General features: G+C 62.2%; 20 protein-coding genes. 8 read left to right on the forward strand and 12 right to left on the reverse strand.

Annotated features, from left to right (window positions below):
* Positions 1-327: 327 nt before the first annotated feature.
* Positions 328-1,836 carry a malate dehydrogenase (quinone) gene (gene mqo / locus ACF8MI_RS17450; protein WP_060500138.1) on the forward strand — a complete coding sequence of 503 codons (1,509 nt, stop codon included), beginning with the start codon at positions 328-330 and terminating at the stop codon, positions 1,834-1,836.
* A gap of 56 nt (positions 1,837-1,892) precedes the next feature.
* Here the strand turns inward: mqo and ACF8MI_RS17455 are convergent, their stop codons facing one another.
* The 4 genes from ACF8MI_RS17455 to ACF8MI_RS17470 form a co-directional block, all read right to left on the reverse strand.
* Positions 1,893-2,183: a PA4642 family protein gene (locus ACF8MI_RS17455; RefSeq protein WP_051095858.1), complete on the reverse strand. Its 291-nt coding sequence runs from the start codon at positions 2,181-2,183 to the stop codon at positions 1,893-1,895.
* A gap of 68 nt (positions 2,184-2,251) precedes the next feature.
* Positions 2,252-2,722: a hypothetical protein gene (locus ACF8MI_RS17460; RefSeq protein WP_060500137.1), complete on the reverse strand. Its 471-nt coding sequence runs from the start codon at positions 2,720-2,722 to the stop codon at positions 2,252-2,254.
* Between the two features lie 51 nt (positions 2,723-2,773).
* On the reverse strand, positions 2,774-3,247 hold the full coding sequence (locus tag ACF8MI_RS17465; protein ID WP_060500136.1) for a WbuC family cupin fold metalloprotein: 474 nt from the start codon (positions 3,245-3,247) through the stop codon (positions 2,774-2,776).
* Positions 3,248-3,249: 2 nt separating this feature from the next.
* Entirely contained in the window at positions 3,250-3,807 is a 558-nt protein-coding gene (locus tag ACF8MI_RS17470; protein ID WP_019099801.1) for a hypoxanthine-guanine phosphoribosyltransferase, read from the reverse strand.
* Between the two features lie 162 nt (positions 3,808-3,969).
* On the opposite strand from ACF8MI_RS17470, the gene upp reads away from it, so the two are divergent.
* Together upp and ACF8MI_RS17480 are read left to right on the forward strand one after the other, a co-directional pair.
* A complete protein-coding gene (gene upp / locus ACF8MI_RS17475) occupies positions 3,970-4,608 on the forward strand; it encodes a uracil phosphoribosyltransferase (protein ID WP_011532223.1) in 639 nt (212 codons plus the stop codon).
* 2 nt (positions 4,609-4,610) lie between these two features.
* On the forward strand, positions 4,611-5,885 hold the full coding sequence (locus tag ACF8MI_RS17480; protein ID WP_016713295.1) for a uracil-xanthine permease family protein: 1,275 nt from the start codon (positions 4,611-4,613) through the stop codon (positions 5,883-5,885).
* A gap of 69 nt (positions 5,886-5,954) precedes the next feature.
* On the opposite strand, the gene hemH is transcribed toward ACF8MI_RS17480, so the two are convergent.
* The gene (gene hemH, locus ACF8MI_RS17485; RefSeq protein ID WP_060500135.1) at positions 5,955-6,968 is read right to left on the reverse strand and encodes a ferrochelatase; all 1,014 of its coding nucleotides are present in this window, start codon (positions 6,966-6,968) and stop codon (positions 5,955-5,957) included.
* Between the two features lie 13 nt (positions 6,969-6,981).
* Positions 6,982-7,887 carry a TIGR01777 family oxidoreductase gene (locus ACF8MI_RS17490; protein ID WP_060500134.1) on the reverse strand — a complete coding sequence of 302 codons (906 nt, stop codon included), beginning with the start codon at positions 7,885-7,887 and terminating at the stop codon, positions 6,982-6,984.
* A gap of 187 nt (positions 7,888-8,074) precedes the next feature.
* Here ACF8MI_RS17490 and ACF8MI_RS17495 point away from each other — a divergent pair, with 187 nt between their 5' ends.
* The 5 genes from ACF8MI_RS17495 (at position 8,075) to ACF8MI_RS17515 (ending at position 13,153) form a co-directional block, all read left to right on the forward strand.
* Positions 8,075-9,061, forward strand: coding sequence for an NAD(P)/FAD-dependent oxidoreductase (locus tag ACF8MI_RS17495; protein ID WP_060500133.1), 987 nt, complete (start codon positions 8,075-8,077; stop codon positions 9,059-9,061).
* 100 nt (positions 9,062-9,161) lie between these two features.
* On the forward strand, positions 9,162-10,130 hold the full coding sequence (locus ACF8MI_RS17500; RefSeq protein WP_156867363.1) for a DUF523 and DUF1722 domain-containing protein: 969 nt from the start codon (positions 9,162-9,164) through the stop codon (positions 10,128-10,130).
* Positions 10,120-11,022 (forward strand): MerR family transcriptional regulator, encoded by a 903-nt coding sequence (locus ACF8MI_RS17505; protein ID WP_060500131.1) that lies wholly within the window; start codon positions 10,120-10,122, stop codon positions 11,020-11,022. Before ACF8MI_RS17500 ends, ACF8MI_RS17505 begins: the two co-directional genes overlap by 11 nt.
* Complete coding sequence (gene phrB, locus ACF8MI_RS17510) at positions 11,013-12,440, forward strand: deoxyribodipyrimidine photo-lyase (protein WP_200929088.1); 1,428 nt, start codon at positions 11,013-11,015, stop codon at positions 12,438-12,440. Before ACF8MI_RS17505 ends, phrB begins: the two co-directional genes overlap by 10 nt.
* 11 nt (positions 12,441-12,451) lie before the next feature.
* Positions 12,452-13,153 (forward strand): SDR family oxidoreductase, encoded by a 702-nt coding sequence (locus ACF8MI_RS17515; protein WP_082426431.1) that lies wholly within the window; start codon positions 12,452-12,454, stop codon positions 13,151-13,153.
* A 125-nt stretch (positions 13,154-13,278) separates the two neighbouring features.
* Here ACF8MI_RS17515 and ACF8MI_RS17520 read toward each other — a convergent pair whose 3' ends face one another.
* From ACF8MI_RS17520 to hemA, 6 genes are all read right to left on the reverse strand, one after another.
* Positions 13,279-13,797, reverse strand: a complete 519-nt coding sequence (locus ACF8MI_RS17520) for an acyloxyacyl hydrolase (RefSeq protein WP_104833427.1) — start codon at positions 13,795-13,797, stop codon at positions 13,279-13,281.
* A gap of 101 nt (positions 13,798-13,898) precedes the next feature.
* On the reverse strand, positions 13,899-14,696 hold the full coding sequence (gene murI / locus ACF8MI_RS17525) for a glutamate racemase (protein ID WP_104833428.1): 798 nt from the start codon (positions 14,694-14,696) through the stop codon (positions 13,899-13,901).
* Complete coding sequence (locus tag ACF8MI_RS17530) at positions 14,689-15,444, reverse strand: molybdopterin-synthase adenylyltransferase MoeB (RefSeq protein WP_060500128.1); 756 nt, start codon at positions 15,442-15,444, stop codon at positions 14,689-14,691. Before ACF8MI_RS17530 ends, murI begins: the two co-directional genes overlap by 8 nt.
* On the reverse strand, positions 15,438-16,268 hold the full coding sequence (gene prmC / locus ACF8MI_RS17535) for a peptide chain release factor N(5)-glutamine methyltransferase (protein WP_019099809.1): 831 nt from the start codon (positions 16,266-16,268) through the stop codon (positions 15,438-15,440). The genes ACF8MI_RS17530 and prmC overlap by 7 nt, the downstream gene beginning before the upstream one ends.
* On the reverse strand, positions 16,268-17,350 hold the full coding sequence (prfA, locus tag ACF8MI_RS17540; RefSeq protein WP_016713307.1) for a peptide chain release factor 1: 1,083 nt from the start codon (positions 17,348-17,350) through the stop codon (positions 16,268-16,270). The genes prmC and prfA overlap by 1 nt, the downstream gene beginning before the upstream one ends.
* Positions 17,347-18,624: a glutamyl-tRNA reductase gene (gene hemA, locus ACF8MI_RS17545; protein WP_060500127.1), complete on the reverse strand. Its 1,278-nt coding sequence runs from the start codon at positions 18,622-18,624 to the stop codon at positions 17,347-17,349. Before hemA ends, prfA begins: the two co-directional genes overlap by 4 nt.
* Positions 18,625-19,014: the final 390 nt, after the last annotated feature.

Here is a 19,014-nt window from a genome sequence, read left to right on the forward strand (position 1 = left end):
TTTTCACAACTTCACAAGAGTGTGGCGAGCAAATGAACAGTCTGGCATGTGCAAAAGCGGCAGATGTGTCCCGAACAGCCCTGAACAGGCGGCAAATGCGCTCATCCCGTATGAGTGTCTGAACCGTTCCATAACGCACGCACGACACCTTGACCATAAGTCGAATTGCCGCACCTGTGGCAAACGGCGTTCAATACCCGAACCCGAAGACTGATTGGCGGTGTCCGCGGAAGTTGCAAGAACTGCGAAAAGTCGGACATGGCGACCCTGGCGAACCCAGGTCCTATGCTGTCAATTAGGTAGCTGTAGATTGTGGAGACGCGTTAAATGGCGCAGAACGAATCGGTTGATGTGGTACTGGTAGGCGCGGGCATCATGAGTGCCACCCTGGCCGTACTGCTCAAGGAGCTCGACCCGACCCTGAAGCTTGAGGTCGTCGAGGCGATGGACTCCGGAGCCGCGGAAAGCTCCAACCCCTGGAACAACGCAGGCACCGGCCACGCCGGTCTGTGCGAGCTTAACTACACGCCCCAGGCCGCCGATGGCAGTATCGACATCAAGAAGGCCGTGCACATCAACACCCAGTTCGAGGTTTCGCGCCAGTTCTGGGCTTACCTGAGCAAGAAGGGCAACTTCGGCTCGGCACGTGCGTTCATCAACCCTGTCCCGCACCTGAGCTACGTCGAAGGTGACAAGGGTATTTCCTTCCTCAAGAAGCGCTTCGAATTGCTCAAGCAGCACCATGCCTTCGCCGACATGGAATACACCGAAGACAAGGCCGTGATGAACGACTGGATGCCGCTGATGATGCCTGGCCGCCCAGCCGACCAGCACATCGCCGCTACCCGCGTGGCCAAAGGCACCGACGTCAACTTCGGCGCCCTGACCAACAAGCTGCTCAAGCTGCTGGGCGACTCGCAGGACGCACAGGTCAAGTACAGCAAGAAGGTTGTCGGCCTGCGCCGTAACGGCAGCGGCTGGACCGTGAGCATCAAGGACGTCAACAGCGGCGGCAGCCGTGAAGTGGACGCCCGCTTCGTCTTCCTCGGCGCCGGTGGCGCGGCCCTGCCGCTGCTCCAGCTGTCGGGCATCCCGGAAAGCAAAGGCTTCGGCGGCTTCCCGGTCAGCGGCCAGTGGCTGCGTTGCGACAACCCGGAAATCGTCAAGCAGCACCAGGCCAAGGTCTACAGCCAGGCCGCTGTGGGCGCCCCGCCGATGTCGGTACCGCACCTGGACACCCGCGTTGTGGACGGCAAGACTTCGCTGCTGTTCGGCCCGTATGCTGGCTTCACCACCAAGTTCCTCAAGCACGGTTCGCTGATGGACCTGCCGCTGTCGGTACGCATGGGCAACATCGGCCCGATGCTGGCCGTGGCCCGCGACAACATGGACCTGACCAAGTACCTGGTCAGCGAAGTGATGCAGTCGATGGAGCAGCGCCTTGAGGCCCTGCGTCGCTTCTACCCGCAGGCCAAGGCCGAAGACTGGCGCCTGGAAGTGGCTGGTCAGCGCGTGCAGATCATCAAGAAAGACCCGAAGAAAGGCGGCGTGCTGCAGTTTGGTACGGAGCTGGTCTCGGCCCAGGACGGCAGCCTGGCCGCACTGCTCGGCGCATCGCCAGGTGCTTCGGTCACCGTGTCGATCATGCTGGAACTGATCGAGCGCTGCTTCCCCGAGCAGGCCAAAGGTGCCTGGGCTGCCAAGCTCAAGGAAATCTTCCCGGCGCGCGAGAAGGCGCTGGCGACCGATGCCGCTCTGTACCACAAGATCAGTGCCGACAACGACGTGGCGCTCGACTTGGTGGAAAGCAGCCCGGCAGCCAAGCATTACGCTTAAGCCGGCCTGAAACGAAAAAACGCCCCTCGGGGCGTTTTTTTGTGCCTGGCCCGTTATCAGCCGCGGGCGTTATCGATGATCTCGATGTACTCCGGCGCATTGCGCTGGTCGGCAATCTGCTCGACGAAGGTCTTGCCGTGCTCGTCCTTGCCATCCAGGTCCAGGCCCGCTTCGACGAAGAAGCCGACAAAGCGCTCGAAGTCATCGACGCGCAGGCCACGGTAGGCCTTGACCAGCTTGTGCAGCGACGGCGAGGTCACGCCATCGGCCGGCTCGAACTGAAGAAACGACTTGATGTAGTCGTCGCTGATTTCGTCACCGATTACCTGTTTCTTGTCTTTACGCATTGCCGACTCCAACTGGACCATCACGGAATTTCGAAGGCCGGCAGTGTACCCCCCGCAGGCCGCGTGCCTCAACGCGTACGTACGGTACCGGTGTGCAGGTCGGCCCAGATATGACCGTTGCCATAGGTCAGAAACTGCACGTAGAGCGTTTCGTTGCGCAGCAGGTCCATGATCACCCGATAGTCGCTGACCGGGTAATTCAGGCTCAGAGTGCGGTTTTTTTCGTCATACACGGGTTTCTTCAGGCTCTTGGCCGCCTCACCATCGAACGTCAGCAGCACCTGGGCAATGGTCGCGCCCTTGCTCAGCGGCTTGCCTTTCAGGCGCACCTGCAACGAAGACGTGATCGGGATCGGCTGCTGATCGGACTGGCGCTGGGCACCCACCACCACGGAGTAGTCGGTCACTTGCAGCAATTGCTGGCCGGTCGGCGCCTCCTGGCGTAAAGACAGGTCGTCAGGTGGCAGGAACTGACTGTGCAGCGGTGCGGCGGCGAGTGGCAGGCTGACTGCCAGCAGGAGGGGAAGAATCGCACGCATGTGAGGCTCCTTGTATGAAGGAGCACTCTAGCATGCCGTGTGCAGGCACTATCAATCGAACTGCGCGCGCATCCAGGCCTGGTACTCGGCGACACCCTCTTCGCCTTCACGCGGCGCCCAGTGCGCATGCTCGCCCTCGCCCACTGGCCGATAAGGCCCGGCCTTGCATTCGAACAGCATGCTGTCTGGCTCCAGCACCACCAGGCCATGGTAGGTGCCCGGTGGCAGGTCCACGCCCAGGCAGTCGCCGCCCGCCTGCAGCACCCGCCTGGCGGTTACCACGCCCTGCTCATCGAAGATCAGCAGGCCCAGGCGGCCCTTGAGCACGATCAGGGCTTCAGCCTTGTCGTCGCTCAGGTGGCGGTGCGGCGGAATATAGGTACTCGGCTGCAGCCCCACCGCCATGCGGTGGCAAGGCTCTTCCATCTCATGGAAGGTGTGATGCTGCCGCCCGCGCGGGTTGGCGGCAGCCTTTTCGGCCAGCCCGGCGAACAGCGATTGGTCGATGAACGCAGGCTGGCGCACGGTCACAGCCCCTTGACGGCGAAGATGCCGTTCGCGTTGCGCCAGTAGCCTTTGTAGTCCATGCCGTAGCCGAAGATGTAGCGGTCGACGCACGGCAGGCCCACGTAGTTGGCCTTGAGGTCCGGGCTGGCCTTGCGGTCGTGGTCCTTGTCGATCAGTACCGCAGTGTGCACAGAGCGTGCGCCGGCATGCTTGCAGAACTCGATGATGGCGCTGAGGGTGTGGCCTTCGTCGAGGATGTCATCGACGATCAGCACGTCACGGTCGATGAACGACACTTCCGGTTTGGCCTTCCAGAACAGCTCACCGCCGCTGGTCTGGTTACGGTAGCGGGTGGCGTGCAGGTACGAAGCTTCCAGCGGGAACTGCAGGTGAGTGAGCAGTTTGCCGGCGAAGATCAGGCCGCCGTTCATCACGCAGAACACCACCGGGTTCTTGTCGTGCAGGTCTTTGCAGATCTGCTCGCCGACGTTGGCGATGGCCGCTTCGACTTCGGCTTCGTTGTACAGGCAGTCAGCTTCACGCATGACTTGACGGATATGCTCGAGATCGGCGGACATGGCGCTCTCCGGGGGGTGCATTTTGGAAAAGCGGGCAAAGGTACGCATCCGCTCGTCACAGATCAAGCATTTATGGACTAACGTCCTGAATGACCAGACGACAGCACAGGCTGAATAGATTAATCTAGCGCGGTTTTTTTGCCCGCCTTTCGGAGCCCCCCTATGCCCACTCGTGAGATCCGCCATCCGCTGATCCGCCACAAGCTCGGCCTGATGCGCCGTGCCGATATCAGCACCAAGAATTTTCGCGAACTCGCCCAGGAAGTCGGCGCGCTCCTGACCTACGAAGCCACCCAGGACCTGCCACTCGAAACCTACGAGATCGACGGCTGGTGTGGCAAGGTGCAAGTTGAAAAAATTGCCGGCAAGAAAATCACCGTGGTGCCTATCCTGCGCGCCGGCATCGGCATGCTCGACGGCGTGCTCAGCCTGATCCCGGGCGCCAAGGTGAGCGCCGTCGGCGTTGCCCGCAACGAAGAAACCCTGGAAGCCCACACCTACCTGGAAAAACTCGCGCCGGATATCAACCAGCGCCTGGCCCTGATCATCGACCCGATGCTGGCCACCGGCGGCTCGATGGTCGCCACCATCGACCTGCTGAAAAAGGCCGGCTGCAAAGAGATCCGCGCCATGGTGCTGGTTGCCGCGCCAGAAGGCATCGAAGTGGTGGAAAAAGCCCACCCGGATGTGCAGATCTACACCGCCTCGATCGACCAGCGTCTGAACGAACACGGCTACATCGTGCCAGGCCTGGGCGATGCCGGTGACAAAATCTTCGGCACCAAGCAAAAGGACGCCTGACCATGCAGGACGGCTTCAACGACCCGCTCTGGCGCCAGGTCGTTTCGGGCGCGCAGATGCTCTTCGTGGCATTCGGCGCGCTGGTGCTGATGCCATTGATCACCGGCCTCGACCCGAACGTCGCGCTGTTCACCGCCGGCATCGGTACCCTGCTGTTCCAGCTGGTCACCGGCCGCCAGGTACCGGTGTTCCTGGCCTCCAGCTTTGCCTTCATCACCCCGATCATCCTCGCCAAGGGCCAATTCGGCCTGGCCGAGACCATGGGCGGCGTGATGGCCGCAGGCTTCGTGTACACCTTCATGGGCCTGATGGTAAAAATCAAAGGCACCGGGTTCATCGACCGCATGCTGCCGCCGGTGGTGATCGGCCCGGTGATCATCTCCATTGGCCTGGCCATGGCACCGATTGCTGCCAACATGGCAATGGGCAAGGCCGGTGACGGCAGCGTGCTGCTACCGTACAAGACCGCCATGATGATTTCGATGCCGGCGCTGCTCACTACGTTGATCGTCGCCGTTTTCGGTAAAGGCATCTTCCGCCTGGTGCCGATCATCGCGGGCGTGCTGGTGGGCTTTGCCCTGTCATTCGCCTTTGGCGTGGTCGATACCGCCAAGATCGCGGCTGCGCCGTGGCTGGAGATTCCCAACTTCACCGCACCGGCGTTCAACTGGCAGGCCATCCTGTTCATCGTTCCGGTAGCCCTGGCTCCAGCGATCGAGCACATTGGCGGGGTGATCGCGGTGGGCAGCGTGACCGGCCGTGACTACCTGAAAAAGCCTGGCCTGCACCGCACCCTGCTGGGTGACGGCCTGGCCACTACCGCAGCCGGCCTGTTCGGTGGCCCGCCCAACACCACCTACGCCGAAGTGACTGGCGCGGTGATGCTGACCAAGAACTACAACCCTAAGATCATGACCTGGGCGGCGGTCTTCGCCATCACCCTTGCATTTATCGGCAAGTTCGGCGCGCTGCTGCAGAGCATCCCGGTGCCGGTGATGGGCGGCATTCTGTGCCTGCTGTTCGGCTCGATCGCGGCAGTGGGCATGAACACCATGATCCGCCACAAGATCGACCTGGCCGAAGCGCGCAACCTGGTGATTGTGTCGGTCACCCTGGTGTTCGGTATCGGCGGCGTGCTGATCGGCAGCGGTGACGGCCCGGATGACTGGGGCCTGAAAGGCATCGCCCTGTGCGCCATCGTGGCGATTGCCCTGAACCTGATATTGCCGGGCAATGATGGCTGGAAGCACAAGAAGCTGGATGATCAGTTGCCTTGATCCAGCTTTAACCTGAACCGACCTCTTCGCGGGGAAACCGCGAAGAGGTCGGTTCAGGCAACCATCAAATTAGGCCTTTTCGCACATCTGCGCCAACACCCTCACCCACTCGGGGTGATCATTCAGGCACGGCACCAGCACCAGCTCCCGCCCGCCAGCCTCGACAAACTGCTCGCTGCCACGCATGCCGATCTCTTCCAGCGTCTCGATGCAATCGGCCACGAACGCCGGGCACATCACCAACAACTTCTTCACCCCTGCCTTGCCCAACTCATCCAGCCGCGCTTCGGTATAGGGCTCGATCCACTTGGCCCGCCCCAGGCGCGACTGGAACGACACCGACCACTTGCCATCCGGTATGCCCATCTTCTGCGCAAAGGCCTTGGCTGTGGCCAGGCACTGCCCGCGGTAGCACACCGCACGCATCTCGGCGCTGGCATCCTTGCAGCAGTCGGCTGCCTGGAAGTCGTGTTTGCCGGTCGGGTCCAGCTTCTTCAGGTGCCGCTCCGGCAAGCCGTGGAAGCTCAGCAACAGGTGGTCGTAATCCTGCTCCAGGTACGGACGCGCGCTGGCGGCCAGCGCCTCGATGTAGTCCGGATGCTCGTAGAACGGCTGCAGCACGCGCATCTGCAACGGTAACTGACGCTCGTTGACCGTCTGCCTGGCCAGCTCGACCACAGTGGTCACCGTGCTGTCGGCGAACTGTGGATAAAGCGGTGCCAAGGTCACCTTGCGTACACCCTGGGCCGCCAGGCGCTCCAGCACGTCTGGCAGGGCCGGCTGGCCATAGCGCATGGCAATTTCCACCGGGCCGTGGGGCCAGTGTTCGACCATGGCCGCCTGCAGACGACGGGTCAGCACCACCAGCGGCGAGCCCTCCTCCCACCAGATCGAGCCATAGGCATGTGCCGACTGCTCCGGGCGCTTGACCAGGATCAGCGACACCAGTAGCCGCCGCACCGGCCAGGGCAGGTCGATCACGTACGGGTCCATGAGGAACTGGTTGAGGTAACGGCGTACATCGGCCACCGAGGTGGAGGCCGGGGAACCCAGGTTGACCAGCAGCAAGGCGTGATTGGTCATGCAGCGTCCTATGTCAGAGGCGGCTGGACAAGTTGTCCAGGGCCGATTGCAGATCGTTGAAGCGGAAGGTGAAGCCAGCTGCCAGCAAACGTACCGGGCGAGCCCGCTGGCCGCCCAGCAGCAAGGTCGACAGCTCGCCCAGGCCAGCCTTGAGCAGCAGTGCCGGCACCGGCAGCAACGCCGGTCGATGCAGGGCACGCCCCAGGCGCCTGGCAAACTCGCGGTTGCGCACAGGCTCAGGGGCGCAGGCATTATAAGGACCGCTGGCATCCTTGTGCTGCAAGAGAAAATCAATCAGGGCGACCTGGTCGTCTATATGGACCCACGGCATCCACTGCCGACCATCGCCCAAAGGCCCGCCCAGCCCTAGCTTGAAGGGCACGCGCAGCCGCGACAAAAAGCCGCCATCGCAGGCCAGCACCAGCCCGGTGCGCACCAGCACCACGCGGATGCCCTGTGCCTGGGAACGCAGGGCCGTTTCCTCCCAGGCAATACACAACTGGCTGGCAAAATCTTCACGCACCGGCGGTGTTGCCTCGGTCAGCTCGCGCTCACCGCCATCACCGTACCAACCGACCGCAGAGCCGGAGATCAGCACGTCTGGTCGCTGCTCGCGGGTACCCAGCCAGCTCAGCAACTGCTCGGTCAGGGTAACGCGGCTGGCCCACAGCAGGTTACGCCGGGCTGCTGTCCAAGGCCGGTCGGCAATCGGCGCGCCGGCCAGGTTGACCACCGCATCGAGGTGATCGTCCGCTTCCAGCTGCTCCAGGCGGGCAATGCCACGCACACCACTGCCACACATTTTCGGCACTTGCTCAGGTCGCCGGCTCCACACCGTCAGGCGATGGCCTTGACCAAGCCAGTGCTGGCAGAGGTGCCTGCCTATCAACCCGGTACCGCCTGTCAGCAATATATGCATGGCTGTGTCCTCGCAGAATGCGGCGGTGGTCTATTTTTAACATCAAGGCACTTTTTTGACCCGACGCTCTCGGATAAACATAGGCCAACCTGCCCGCCAAAGCGGAATAACCTTATACAAAAATTCTGGATTGTACAGGTTTGCCTGACAGCGTAGTCTGCTTACAGCAAGGTTTGAAGAGGCCATCATGACAGTACCTATCGCCATCATCGGGGCCGGTATCGCCGGCTTGTCAGCTGCCCAGGCCTTGCAGAAGGCGGGGCAATCCGTGCATTTGTTCGACAAAGGCCACGGCAGTGGCGGGCGCATGGCCAGCAAGCGCAGCGAAGCCGGCGCGCTCGACCTCGGCGCGCAGTACTTCACTGCCCGTGACCGGCGTTTCGTCGAGCAGGTACAACAGTGGGTTGCCGCTGGCTGGGCCGAGCAGTGGAAGCCGCAGCTGTACAATTACCGTGACGGCGAACTTACCCCCTCCCCCGACGAGCAGACGCGCTGGGTGGGCGTGCCCCGCATGAGCGCCATCACCCGTGGCCTGCTCAAGGATGTGACGGTGAACTTCGGCTGCCGCATCGCCGAGGTGTTCCGCGGCAAACAGTACTGGCACCTGCAGGACACCGAAGGCTGCAGCCATGGCCCCTACAGCCGCGTGGTGATCGCGGTACCGGCACCGCAGGCTACGCCGCTGCTGGCTGCCACACCAAAACTGGCTGCCGTGGCCGCTGGCGTGCAGATGGAGCCCACCTGGGCCGTCGCCCTCGCCTTCCAGGCGCCGCTGGATACGCCGATGCAAGGCTGTTTCGTGCAAGACAACCCGCTCGACTGGCTGGCCCGCAACCGCAGTAAACCCGGCCGTGACGAGCAACTCGACACCTGGGTGCTGCACGCCACGTCTGACTGGAGCCGGCAACACATCGACCTGCCCAAGGAAGAAGTGATCGAACAGCTGTGGGGCGAGTTCGCCGAGCTGGTCGGCTGCGTGGTGCCCGCACCTACCTTCGCCCTGGCCCACCGCTGGCTCTATGCACGCCCCAGCAGCAACCACGAATGGGGCGCACTGGCCGATGCCGACCAGGGCTTGTACGCATGCGGCGACTGGTGCCTTTCCGGGCGCGTCGAGGGCGCGTGGCTCAGCGGCCAGGAAGCGGCACGGCGACTGCTCGAACACCTGGAATGATGTAGCGCCGTACAAAAATAATGGTTTGCATAACGTCAGTGCTGTGCTGGAATAAACCTGTACAATTTTTTTGTCATGTACAGGTTTACCGGAGGCAGCCATGCACGACCCTTCCCCCCACAGCAAGCCGCGTATCGCCATCAGCGCCTGCCTGACGGGTCAAAGCGTGCGCTATAACGGCGGCCACAAGGCCTCCGACCTGTGCCTTACTCAACTGGAAAAACATTTCGACTGGCAGCCGGTGTGCCCGGAAGTGGCAATCGGCCTTGGTGTTCCCCGTGACCCTATCCGCCTGGTAGGCAACCCCGATCATCCCGAAGTGGTCGGCACCCGCAACCCCGGCATGGACCTGACCGGCCCGCTGCGCACGTATGGCGAACAAATGGCCGACGAGCTCGACGACATCTGCGGCTACATCTTCATGCAGAAATCACCGTCTTGCGGGCTGGAACGGGTCAAGGTCTATCAAGACAACGGTCACCCGGCCTTCCAGGGAGGACGCGGCGTCTATTCGCAGGCGTTCTGTGTGAAACGCCCGGACCTCCCCGTGGAAGAAGAAGGGCGCCTGCACGACGCCGTGCTGCGAGAGAACTTCATCAGCCGCGTGTATGCCTACGCCGAGTGGCAGCGCCTGCTGGCCGAAGGCCTTAGCCGTGGCGCGCTGGTGCGCTTCCATTCGCGTTACAAATACCTGGTGATGGCCAACAACCCCCAGGCCTACCGCACTCTCGGGCGCCTGCTCGGTAGCATGAGCCGCGATGACGACCCGCAAAGCATCGGCCCGCGCTACTTCAGCCAACTGATGCAGGCCCTGCGTCGCTGCGCCAGCCGCGGAACCCACAGCAACGTGCTGCAGCATCTCTGCGGCTATTTCAAGGACAGCCTGACGCAACAGGACAAAGCCGAGTTGCAAACAGTCATCAGCCAGTACCAGCAAGGCGTGGTGCCGCTGGTCGTTCCGCTGACCCTGCTCAAGCACCATTTACGCAACCACCCTGACCCCTACCTGCAGCAGCAAGCGTACCTGCAGCCACACCCGGAAAGCCTGGGCTTGCGCAATGCGGTCTGAGAGCTTGCTGCCCATCGGCGAACTGGCCCGCCGCACTGGCGTCAACCCGGTCACCCTGCGCGCATGGGAACGCAGATATGGCCTGCTAAAGCCCCAGCGCACTGAGAAAGGGCATCGCCTGTATCCGCTGGAACAGGTCGAACGGGTCGAGACCATCCTTGGTTGGCTGCATCGAGGGGCATCGGTCGGCCAAGTGCGCGAATTGCTCGAGCAACCCACCAGCACAACACCTCCAAGTGGAGACTGGCAGGCCAGGCAGTCATTGTTGATAGAGGCTATCGCCAACCTATCGCAACGTGCACTCGATCAACAACTCAACCAGGCCATGGCCCTGTACCCAGCCGTTACGCTGTGCGAGCAATTACTCATGCCGCTGCTCGACCTGCTCGACCTGCGCTGGCGCAATTACTTCAATGCGCAGCTGGAGCAGGTTTTTTTCCACAGCTGGCTGCGCAGCAAACTTGGCGCCCGGGTCTACCACGACAACCAACTGTTGCAGGGCCCTGCTGTGCTGCTGGTAGAAGACAGTGAGCGTGCCTTCAGCCCCGGGCTATGGCTATGCGCCTGGCTGTTGACCAGCAATGGCTTCCCGGTCGAGGTGTTGGAACACCCTGTCACCGGCCTGCACCTGCAACGCGCCGTAACCGCGCTCAACCCCCGCGCCGTGCTGCTGCACCTGGGGCCACGCATTGATGGCAAGGCACTGCAGCGCACCCTGCTCAGCCTGAACGTAGCAACCTTGGCCGGTGGCCCGACGCTGGCGCTGCATGAAGCCCAGCTGCGTGCCCTCGAACTGCCCAACCTCGCCCTGTTCGACACCCCCCAGGCGGCATTGCGTTTGCTCCAAACCCATAACCGCCAGCCTGTAGAGACCATTGCACCATGCACTTGACCTGGCTGCGCAGCGACCTGCGCATCAATGACAATACTGCACTCAGTGCCGCCAGCGAGCGCGGCCCGACCATCGCACTGTGGCTGGTCAGCCCCGGTCAATGGCAGGCCCACGACGATGCTGCCTGCAAAGTCGACTTCTGGCTGCGCAACCTGCGTGATGTGCGCCAGTCGCTTGAAGGCCTGAATATCCCGCTGTTGATCCGTACCATCGACACCTGGGACCAGGCCCCCCATGCCGTGCTCGAGGTATGCCGCCAACATCAGGTGCAAAGCGTGCACTGGAACGAAGAATACGGCATCAACGAGCAGCGCCGCGACGATGCCACCCGTGTCCTGCTGGAGAAGTCAGGTATCCAGGCCCACAGCTACCTCGACCAGCTGTTCTTCCGCCCTGGCACCCTCCTTACCCGCAGTGGTGGCTACTTCCAGGTCTTCAGCCAGTTCAAGAAAACCTGCCTGGAGCACCTGCACCGCAGCCTGCCAGCCATGGCCCACCGGGTGAAGCGCCAGGCACCGCTGCAGATCGACAGCGACCCTGTTCCGCACCATGTGGAAGGCTTTGAAATACCTGCACAGACCTTGCGTGAGCATTGGCCGTCAGGTGAAGCCGAAGCGCAGGCGCGGTTATCTCGCTTTCTCGACGAAACCATCGACGACTATCAGTCACTGCGAGACCTGCCGGCCAAGCCCGGCACCAGCCAGCTTTCCGCGTACCTGGCCGCTGGCGTGATTTCGCCACGCCAATGCCTGCACGGCGCACTGGCGAGCAACCGAGGCGAGTTCGACAGTGGCAGTACGGGCGTGCAAACCTGGATCAATGAGTTGCTTTGGCGGGAGTTTTACAAGCACATCCTTACCGGTTATCCGCAAGTCTCGCGCCACCGCGCCTTCCGCGCCCAGACCGAAGCCCTGCCCTGGCGCGATGCACCGGCAGACCTGGAGGCCTGGGAACAAGGGCGTACCGGCTTCCCGATCATTGATGCTGCCATGCGCCAACTGCTGCACACCGGGTGGATGCATAACCGCCTGCGCATGATAGTCGCCATGTTCCTCAGTAAAAATCTGCTGATCGACTGGCGTAAAGGCGAGCGGCACTTCATGCGCCACTTGATAGACGGCGACCTGGCCGCCAACAACGGCGGGTGGCAATGGAGCGCATCCACCGGCACTGACGCTGTCCCCTATTTCCGGATTTTCAACCCCGTATCGCAGTCGCAGCGCTTCGACCCGGACGGGCATTTCATTCGGCACTGGCTGCCGGAAATGTGTGAGGTGAATCGAAAAAGTATTCACGAACCAGTGAAATCTGTGGATCTTTTTGCTAATACTTTGTATCAACATCCTATTGTCGATCTCAGTAGCAGTCGTCAGCGTGCACTTGAAGCGTTCAAGGGGTTACCGCGCAGGCAGGATTAGGGGATTAAGTCGTGCCTAACTCACGCAGTTTTTGGGTGACAGGCGCCAGCAAGGGATTAGGTCTGGCTTTGGTGGTACAGCTGCTCGAACAGGGGCATCAGGTTGCCGCCAGCGCTAAGGAAAGTGACGAAGTAAATGCATTGGCAGCACAGCACGGTCGGCGTTTCTTGCGTCTGCCGTGGCAGTTGCATGTCGAAGGTAAGGCGGCGGATGCTTGCCAGCAAATCTGCCATGCGTGGTGCTCGCTGGATGGTTTGATCATCAACGCCGGCACCAGCGAATATGTGGCTGACGATGTGGCGGACACCGAGCTGTTCGAGGCGATCGTCTCCAGCAACCTGCTGGCGGGCGAGCTTTGCCTGGCCAGTGCGCGGTCGTTGCTGGCAAAAGGAAACTCGCCGCAGGTAATGGCGGTGTTCAACCGCTATTCGTCGTTGCAGTTGTATTCACCAACCCAGGTGAGCGCTGGCTGGAACAGCATGCCACAGTGGATGCGCGAGCAGCGCGAAGCGCTTGATGCGCAGGGGGTTCGGTTGACGGTCGTAGGACCACAGTCATTGAAGACATCTGTGACTGCGACGCCGGCTATACCCGAGGAATGGACACCACAGAGCGCAGCTAAAGAATTGCTCCGGCGTTGGCCATTGGGGGAGCCGGAACTGGTGCTGGAAACGTTGGACCTCAGTAGCCTGTGGCCGCTGCCACAAAGGTAGATGATGCAGTGCCTGAACTGGCCCTATCGCCGGCAAGCCAGCTCCCACAGGGTCATCACATTGCTTGAAATGTGCACATTCCTGTGGGAGCTGGCTTGCCGGCGATAGGGCCGGTGCAGGAAAAATCAGAGCGCCATGCGGTAATGCAGGCTGTAGCTCTCTACCCCGTCGTTGGGCTCTTTGATACCGGCGTTGGAGTAGTGAATCGCACGGACTCCGATCTCATGCCCACCGGCAAAGCGCAAGCCAAAGCCGATGCGGTCTTCGAACTGGAATGCCGAGCCCAGCTCGTTGCTTTCCAGTTCTGTGCTTGAGAACGCAGCCACACCAATCCCCGCCTCGATGTACGGCTTCACCGACTCGCCGGCAAATTCATAAACGAACACTGGCGCAAAAGACAAGCTATGGTTGCTCGCCGTCTTGTCGCCATCCCAATAGGTATAGGCCCCATCCCAGTAGCCAGTCAGGCGGCCAACGCTGGTTTGCCACCAGCTTGCGTCCCAGTTCGATTGCAGCCCCAACCGGTAGACCATGGTCGAATCACCGGTCTGCCCTACTGAAAACGAAACGTCGGCAGCTTGCGCCGACAGTGCTTGCCCCAGGGTGAAGACGGCAGCCGCCGCCAAGCCGAGCAGTTTCTTCATGAGAAACATCCTTCATTGCTGTTATTAGTGTCCGCCTCATGTCAGGCAAAGCGGTAGAAAGCGAAAGTGGCACGATAGTTCAGCTATTTTTCACGTTTTTTTTACAACGCAAAGCTTTGCACATCGTCGGACTTATGCCACAGCACAGGTAGGATATTTCTGAGGAGTTGAGGGTCAGCGCTGGTCCAGAAGCGGGTATCGCGGGCCGGCCCTTCGGCCAGCAGGTCTGCCGCCCCCAGCAACCGTTGCAGTTGACGCGCCACGGCGGCACCTGTGTCGATGACCGCCACGTCCGCCGGCACCAAGTCTGCCAGCAATGGGCGCAGGAACGGATAATGGGTGCACCCAAGAATCAGCGTATCGCAGCCCGCGGCCAGCAGCGGCTGGATATAGCCACGCAGCATCTGGCGCAATGCCGGGCTTGTCAGGTCGCCAGCCTCTATCAGTTCAACCAACCCAGGGCAAGGTTGGGTAATAACCTGCACATCGTTGGCAAAGCGGTCGAGCAAGGCGGCGAACTTGGCACTCTGCAAGGTTCCCGTGGTGGCCAACACACCGACCACCCCTGAGCGAGTAGCGGCCGCTGCCGGTTTCACGGCCGGTTCCATGCCCACCAGCGGCCAGGACGGATACAACTCTCGCAAGTCGGCCACCGCCGCCACTGTAGCGGTGTTACAGGCCAGCACCATGGCCTTGGCACCTTGCTCGTGGAAGAACCCGGCGATACGCCGGCAGCGGTCACGGATGTAGTCCGGCGATTTTTCGCCATAGGGCACATGGCCGCAATCAGCCACATACAGCAACGTCTCGTTGGGCAGCAGGCGCTGGATCTCGGCAAGCACGGTCATGCCGCCGACCCCCGAGTCCATCACGCCAATCGGCGCCGAACGGTTAGCCATCGCGCTTGCCACAAACCGAACAGGCCGGATCACGCTTGACGCGCAACTCACGGATGCGCGTGCCAAGGGCATCGATCAACAACAGGCGGCCCACCAGCGGCTCACCGAACCCAGCCAGCAGCTTCATCGCTTCCAGCGCCTGCAAGCTGCCCACCAGCCCCACCAGAGGGCCGATCACACCGGCTTCGCTGCACGTCAGCTCGGCTTCGCTGCCATGCCCGTACAGGCAGTGGTAGCAAGGGCTGTAGTCACGTCGTGGGTCGAACACCGACAACTGCCCTTCCAGGCGGATCGCCGCGCCGCTGACCAGTGGCTTGCCAGCCGCGACACACGCGGCGTTTACCGCCTCGCGGGTACCGAAGTTGTCGGAGCAATCCAGTACCAGGTCGACCGCCGCCACGGCGGCAGCGAGCGAGTCCTCGTCCAGTGCCTGGCGGTGGGCAACCAGGCTGATTTCCGGGTTGATCGCCTCCAGGCGCTGCAAGGCCGAGTCGACCTTGCTCATGCCCACGCTAGCGCTGTCGTGGATGACCTGGCGTTGCAGGTTGGTGAGGTCGACGGTGTCGAAGTCGGCCAGGTGCAGTTCTCCGACCCCAGCGGCGGCCAAGTACAACGCAACCGGTGAGCCCAGGCCACCGAGCCCGACGATCAGCGCCTTGCTCTGCTTGAGCCGCAACTGGCCATCAATGTCGATCTGGGCCAGCAGTACCTGCCGGCTGTAACGCAACAGTTCTTCATCACTCAGCATGGCAGGCGCCCCAGGGTAATGCGTTCATGGCCGCCCAGGTCCGTGCGGCTGGCAACCTCGATAAAACCGTGTTCCGCCAGCAAGGCGCGTACCGCTGCTGCCTGATCGTAGCCATGCTCCAGCAACAACCAGCCCCCGGGCAACAGGTGCGCAGGGGCCTGGGCAGCAATCACGCGCAGGTCGTCCAGGCCATCGACGCCAGCGACCAGCGCACTGCTGGGCTCGAAGCGCACGTCACCGGCCACCAGGTGCGGGTCTGCAGCTGCGATGTAAGGCGGGTTACTGACAATCAGGTCAAAACGCTCGCCGACCAGGCTGTCGAACCAGTGGCTTACCCGCACCTGGGCATTAGCCAGGCCCAGGCGCTGGCGGTTGCGCTCAGCCAGTGCAGCGGCCTCTTCCACCCGGTCAACCGCAGTCACCTGCCAGGCCGGGCGATCGCTGGCCAAGGCCAGGGCAATCGCGCCCGTACCGGTGCCCAGGTCCAGCACCTTGGCTGGCGAGGCGGGTTGCAGTTCGAGGGCCGTTTCGACCAACAGCTCGGTGTCTGGCCTGGGGATCAGGGTATGCGGCGCCACTTCCAGGTCGATCGTCCAGAAGCCCTGCTGCCCGAGGATATAAGCGACCGGCTCGCCGCCACGGCGTCGCTGCAGGTAACCCGCGTAAGTCTCGGCATCTTCGCTACTGACGATACGCTCGGGCCAGGTGTGCAGGTAACTGCGTGACTTGCCAATGGCAGCCGCCAGCAGCAGTTCGGCATCCAGCCGTTCGGTAGGCGATTCGGGCAACTGCGCGTTGCGCAGCAGGCTGGCGATGATGGTCATCAGTCCCCCAGGGCGGCCAGTTGATCGGCCTGGTATTCGGCCAGCAGCGGTTCGATCACCGCCTCCACGCCACCACTGAGGATGTCGTCCAGCGAGTACAGGGTCAGGTTGATACGGTGGTCGGTCACCCGGCCCTGTGGATAGTTGTACGTGCGAATGCGCTCGGAGCGGTCGCCAGAGCCCACCAGCAGCTTGCGTTCGCTGGCGATGGCATTCTGTGCTGCGCTGGTCTGCATGTCGTTGAGCTTGGCCGACAGCCAGGACATGGCGCGAGCCCGGTTCTTGTGCTGCGAACGCTCTTCCTGGCATTCGACCACGATGCCGGTAGGCAAGTGGGTGATGCGGATGGCCGAGTCAGTCTTGTTCACGTGCTGACCACCGGCACCGGATGCACGGTAGGTGTCCACGCGCAGGTCGGCCGGGTTGATTTCGATGGCGGCCTGTTCGTCCGGCTCGGGCAGCACCGCCACCGTGCATGCGGAAGTGTGCACACGGCCCTGGGATTCGGTCTCAGGTACGCGCTGGACGCGGTGAGCACCCGACTCGAATTTGAGCTTGCCGTAAACGTTTTCACCCTCGACACGGGCGATGATTTCCTTGTAGCCGCCGTGCTCGCCTTCGTTCTCGGACAGAATCTCCAGGCGCCAGCCACGCTTTTCAGCGTAGCGCGAGTACATGCGGAACAAGTCGCCAGAGAAGATCGCCGCCTCGTCGCCACCGGTGCCGGCGCGGATTTCGAGGAACACGTTGCGACCGTCGTTAGGGTCTTTAGGCAGCAGCATGCGTTGCAGCTGCGCCTCCAGCGTCAACAGTTGCTCTTTGGCTTCACGCACCTCTTCCACGGCCATTTCGCGCAGGTCCGGGTCACTGTCCTTGAGCAGCGCCTGGGCGCCTTCGAGGTCGTCCTGCACTTTGCGCCACTCTTTATAAGCAGCGTAGACCGGCTCGACCTCGGCGTACTCACGGGAATACGCGCGAAAGCGTGTCTGGTCGGAAATGACCTCGGCGTCACCGAGCAGGGCGGTGAGTTCTTCGAAGCGGTCCTGGAGGATTTCCAGTTTGTTCAGCAGCGACGCTTTCATTGCGGGGATTTGTCCGTGGAGCCCTCGTTGAGGGCAAAGAGTTCCTGGGCCATGGCCAGCGCATCGAGGCGGCCCTCGGCCGAGAGCTTTTTCAACTGCACGCTGGGCGCATGCAAGAGTTTGTTGGTCAGGCCCCGGGCCAGTTGGGCCAGCACGTCTTCGGGGTTGCCGCCGTTAGCAAGCAGGCGCTGGGCTTTTTGCAGTTCTTCGTCGCGCAGGCGTTCGCTTTGCTGGCGATAGGCCTTGAGCACATCCACCGCAGCCAGTTCACGCAGGCGCAGCATGAAGTCTTCGGCGCCCACCGACACCAGCTCTTCGGCAGCCTGGGCAGCGCCCTGGCGGCTCTTGAGGTTTTCCGCCACCACGTCGTGCAGGTCATCGACAGTGTACAGGTAGACATCGTCCAGTTCGCCGACTTCAGGTTCGATGTCACGCGGTACGGCAATGTCGACCATGAAAATCGGCTTGTGCCGGCGCTGCTTGAGCGCACTCTCGACCGCGCCTTTGCCCAGGATCGGCAACTGGCTGGCAGTGGAGCTGATGACGATGTCGCTGTTGGCCAGCTCCTGGGGGATGTCGGCCAGCAGCACGGCATGCGCACCGAACTGCTCGGCCAGCGTGCTGGCGCGCTCCAGGGTGCGGTTGGCCACGACGATACGACGTACGCCCTGCTCGTGCAGGTGGCGGGCGACCAGGGTGATGGTTTCGCCAGCACCGATCAGCAAGGCCTGGCTGCGACCCAGGTCGGCGAAGATCTGTTTAGCCAGGCTGACCGCGGCAAACGCCACCGAAACCGGGTTTTCGCCGATTGCGGTGTCGGTACGCACCTGCTTGGCGGCGCTGAAGGTGGCCTGGAACAAGCGCCCGAGCAACGGGCCGACGGTACCTGCTTCACGCGCCACGGCGTAGGCCGACTTCATCTGGCCGAGAATCTGCGGCTCGCCGAGCACCAGCGAGTCCAGGCCCGATGCCACGCGCATCATATGCTTCACGGCATCGTGCTCTTCGTGCACGTAGGCGCTGGCGCGCAGTTCGTCGAGGCTGAGGCGGTGATAGTCGGCCAGCCAGTGCAACACGGCGTCGGCGGACAGGTGGTCCTGCTCTATATAGAGCTCGCTGCGGTTGCAGGTCGACAGGATCGCCGCTTCGCGGCTGGATGTCAGTCGGCAGAGCTGCTGCAGGGCGTCTACCAGCTGCTCTGGGGTAAACGCCACGCGCTCGCGTACGTCTACCGAGGCAGTCTTATGGTTGATACCAAGTGCAAGAAAGGCCATGCAAGATCGCTGGTTGTGACGGGAAGCCGATAATTGTCCTCTTTCGCAGGTTTTTGGACAACCACCGTTCGCTAAGTGTTCGCCGATGCAACTGTTGTGATGCGGGCATCGAGCGCCGCCCGCGCGGCGCATCGCGAGCTGCGCTCGCTCCTACGTGTGTTTCGGGCCAATTATTCCTGTGGGATTTGCGCGCGGACGCCTTGGCGCATGGCGCAATATCGCGTCGTACAAACAAGGCGGTCGCGCGCGCCTGCCACAGGCGTTACTGGCCCGAAACACACGTAGGAGCAAGCGCAGCTCGCGATGCGCCGCGCGGGCGCCGCTCGATTTGCGCACAACCACACCTCTCAAGACATGCGCCTTGCCAACCTCACACATTCTGGAACCCTC

Source organism: Pseudomonas sp. yb_9 (assembly GCF_043103635.1).
Classification (GTDB): domain Bacteria; phylum Pseudomonadota; class Gammaproteobacteria; order Pseudomonadales; family Pseudomonadaceae; genus Aquipseudomonas; species Aquipseudomonas monteilii.

Excerpts from the sequence above, each read along its gene's own strand:
- prmC (WP_019099809.1), bottom strand. The coding sequence starts at position 16,268 with ATGACCATCATCGCCAGCCTGCTGCGCAACGCGCAGTTGCCCGAATCG.
- ACF8MI_RS17500 (WP_156867363.1), top strand. The coding sequence starts at position 9,162 with ATGCACGACCCTTCCCCCCACAGCAAGCCGCGTATCGCCATCAGCGCC.
- ACF8MI_RS17490 (WP_060500134.1), bottom strand. The coding sequence starts at position 7,887 with ATGCATATATTGCTGACAGGCGGTACCGGGTTGATAGGCAGGCACCTC.
- hemH (WP_060500135.1), bottom strand. The coding sequence starts at position 6,968 with ATGACCAATCACGCCTTGCTGCTGGTCAACCTGGGTTCCCCGGCCTCC.
- ACF8MI_RS17520 (WP_104833427.1), bottom strand. The coding sequence starts at position 13,797 with ATGAAGAAACTGCTCGGCTTGGCGGCGGCTGCCGTCTTCACCCTGGGG.
- ACF8MI_RS17470 (WP_019099801.1), bottom strand. The coding sequence starts at position 3,807 with ATGTCCGCCGATCTCGAGCATATCCGTCAAGTCATGCGTGAAGCTGAC.
- ACF8MI_RS17455 (WP_051095858.1), bottom strand. The coding sequence starts at position 2,183 with ATGCGTAAAGACAAGAAACAGGTAATCGGTGACGAAATCAGCGACGAC.
- hemA (WP_060500127.1), bottom strand. The coding sequence starts at position 18,624 with ATGGCCTTTCTTGCACTTGGTATCAACCATAAGACTGCCTCGGTAGAC.
- murI (WP_104833428.1), bottom strand. The coding sequence starts at position 14,696 with ATGGCTAACCGTTCGGCGCCGATTGGCGTGATGGACTCGGGGGTCGGC.
- ACF8MI_RS17495 (WP_060500133.1), top strand. The coding sequence starts at position 8,075 with ATGACAGTACCTATCGCCATCATCGGGGCCGGTATCGCCGGCTTGTCA.
- ACF8MI_RS17505 (WP_060500131.1), top strand. The coding sequence starts at position 10,120 with ATGCGGTCTGAGAGCTTGCTGCCCATCGGCGAACTGGCCCGCCGCACT.
- mqo (WP_060500138.1), top strand. The coding sequence starts at position 328 with ATGGCGCAGAACGAATCGGTTGATGTGGTACTGGTAGGCGCGGGCATC.
- prfA (WP_016713307.1), bottom strand. The coding sequence starts at position 17,350 with ATGAAAGCGTCGCTGCTGAACAAACTGGAAATCCTCCAGGACCGCTTC.
- ACF8MI_RS17460 (WP_060500137.1), bottom strand. The coding sequence starts at position 2,722 with ATGCGTGCGATTCTTCCCCTCCTGCTGGCAGTCAGCCTGCCACTCGCC.
- phrB (WP_200929088.1), top strand. The coding sequence starts at position 11,013 with ATGCACTTGACCTGGCTGCGCAGCGACCTGCGCATCAATGACAATACT.
- upp (WP_011532223.1), top strand. The coding sequence starts at position 3,970 with ATGCCCACTCGTGAGATCCGCCATCCGCTGATCCGCCACAAGCTCGGC.
- ACF8MI_RS17480 (WP_016713295.1), top strand. The coding sequence starts at position 4,611 with ATGCAGGACGGCTTCAACGACCCGCTCTGGCGCCAGGTCGTTTCGGGC.
- ACF8MI_RS17530 (WP_060500128.1), bottom strand. The coding sequence starts at position 15,444 with ATGCTGAGTGATGAAGAACTGTTGCGTTACAGCCGGCAGGTACTGCTG.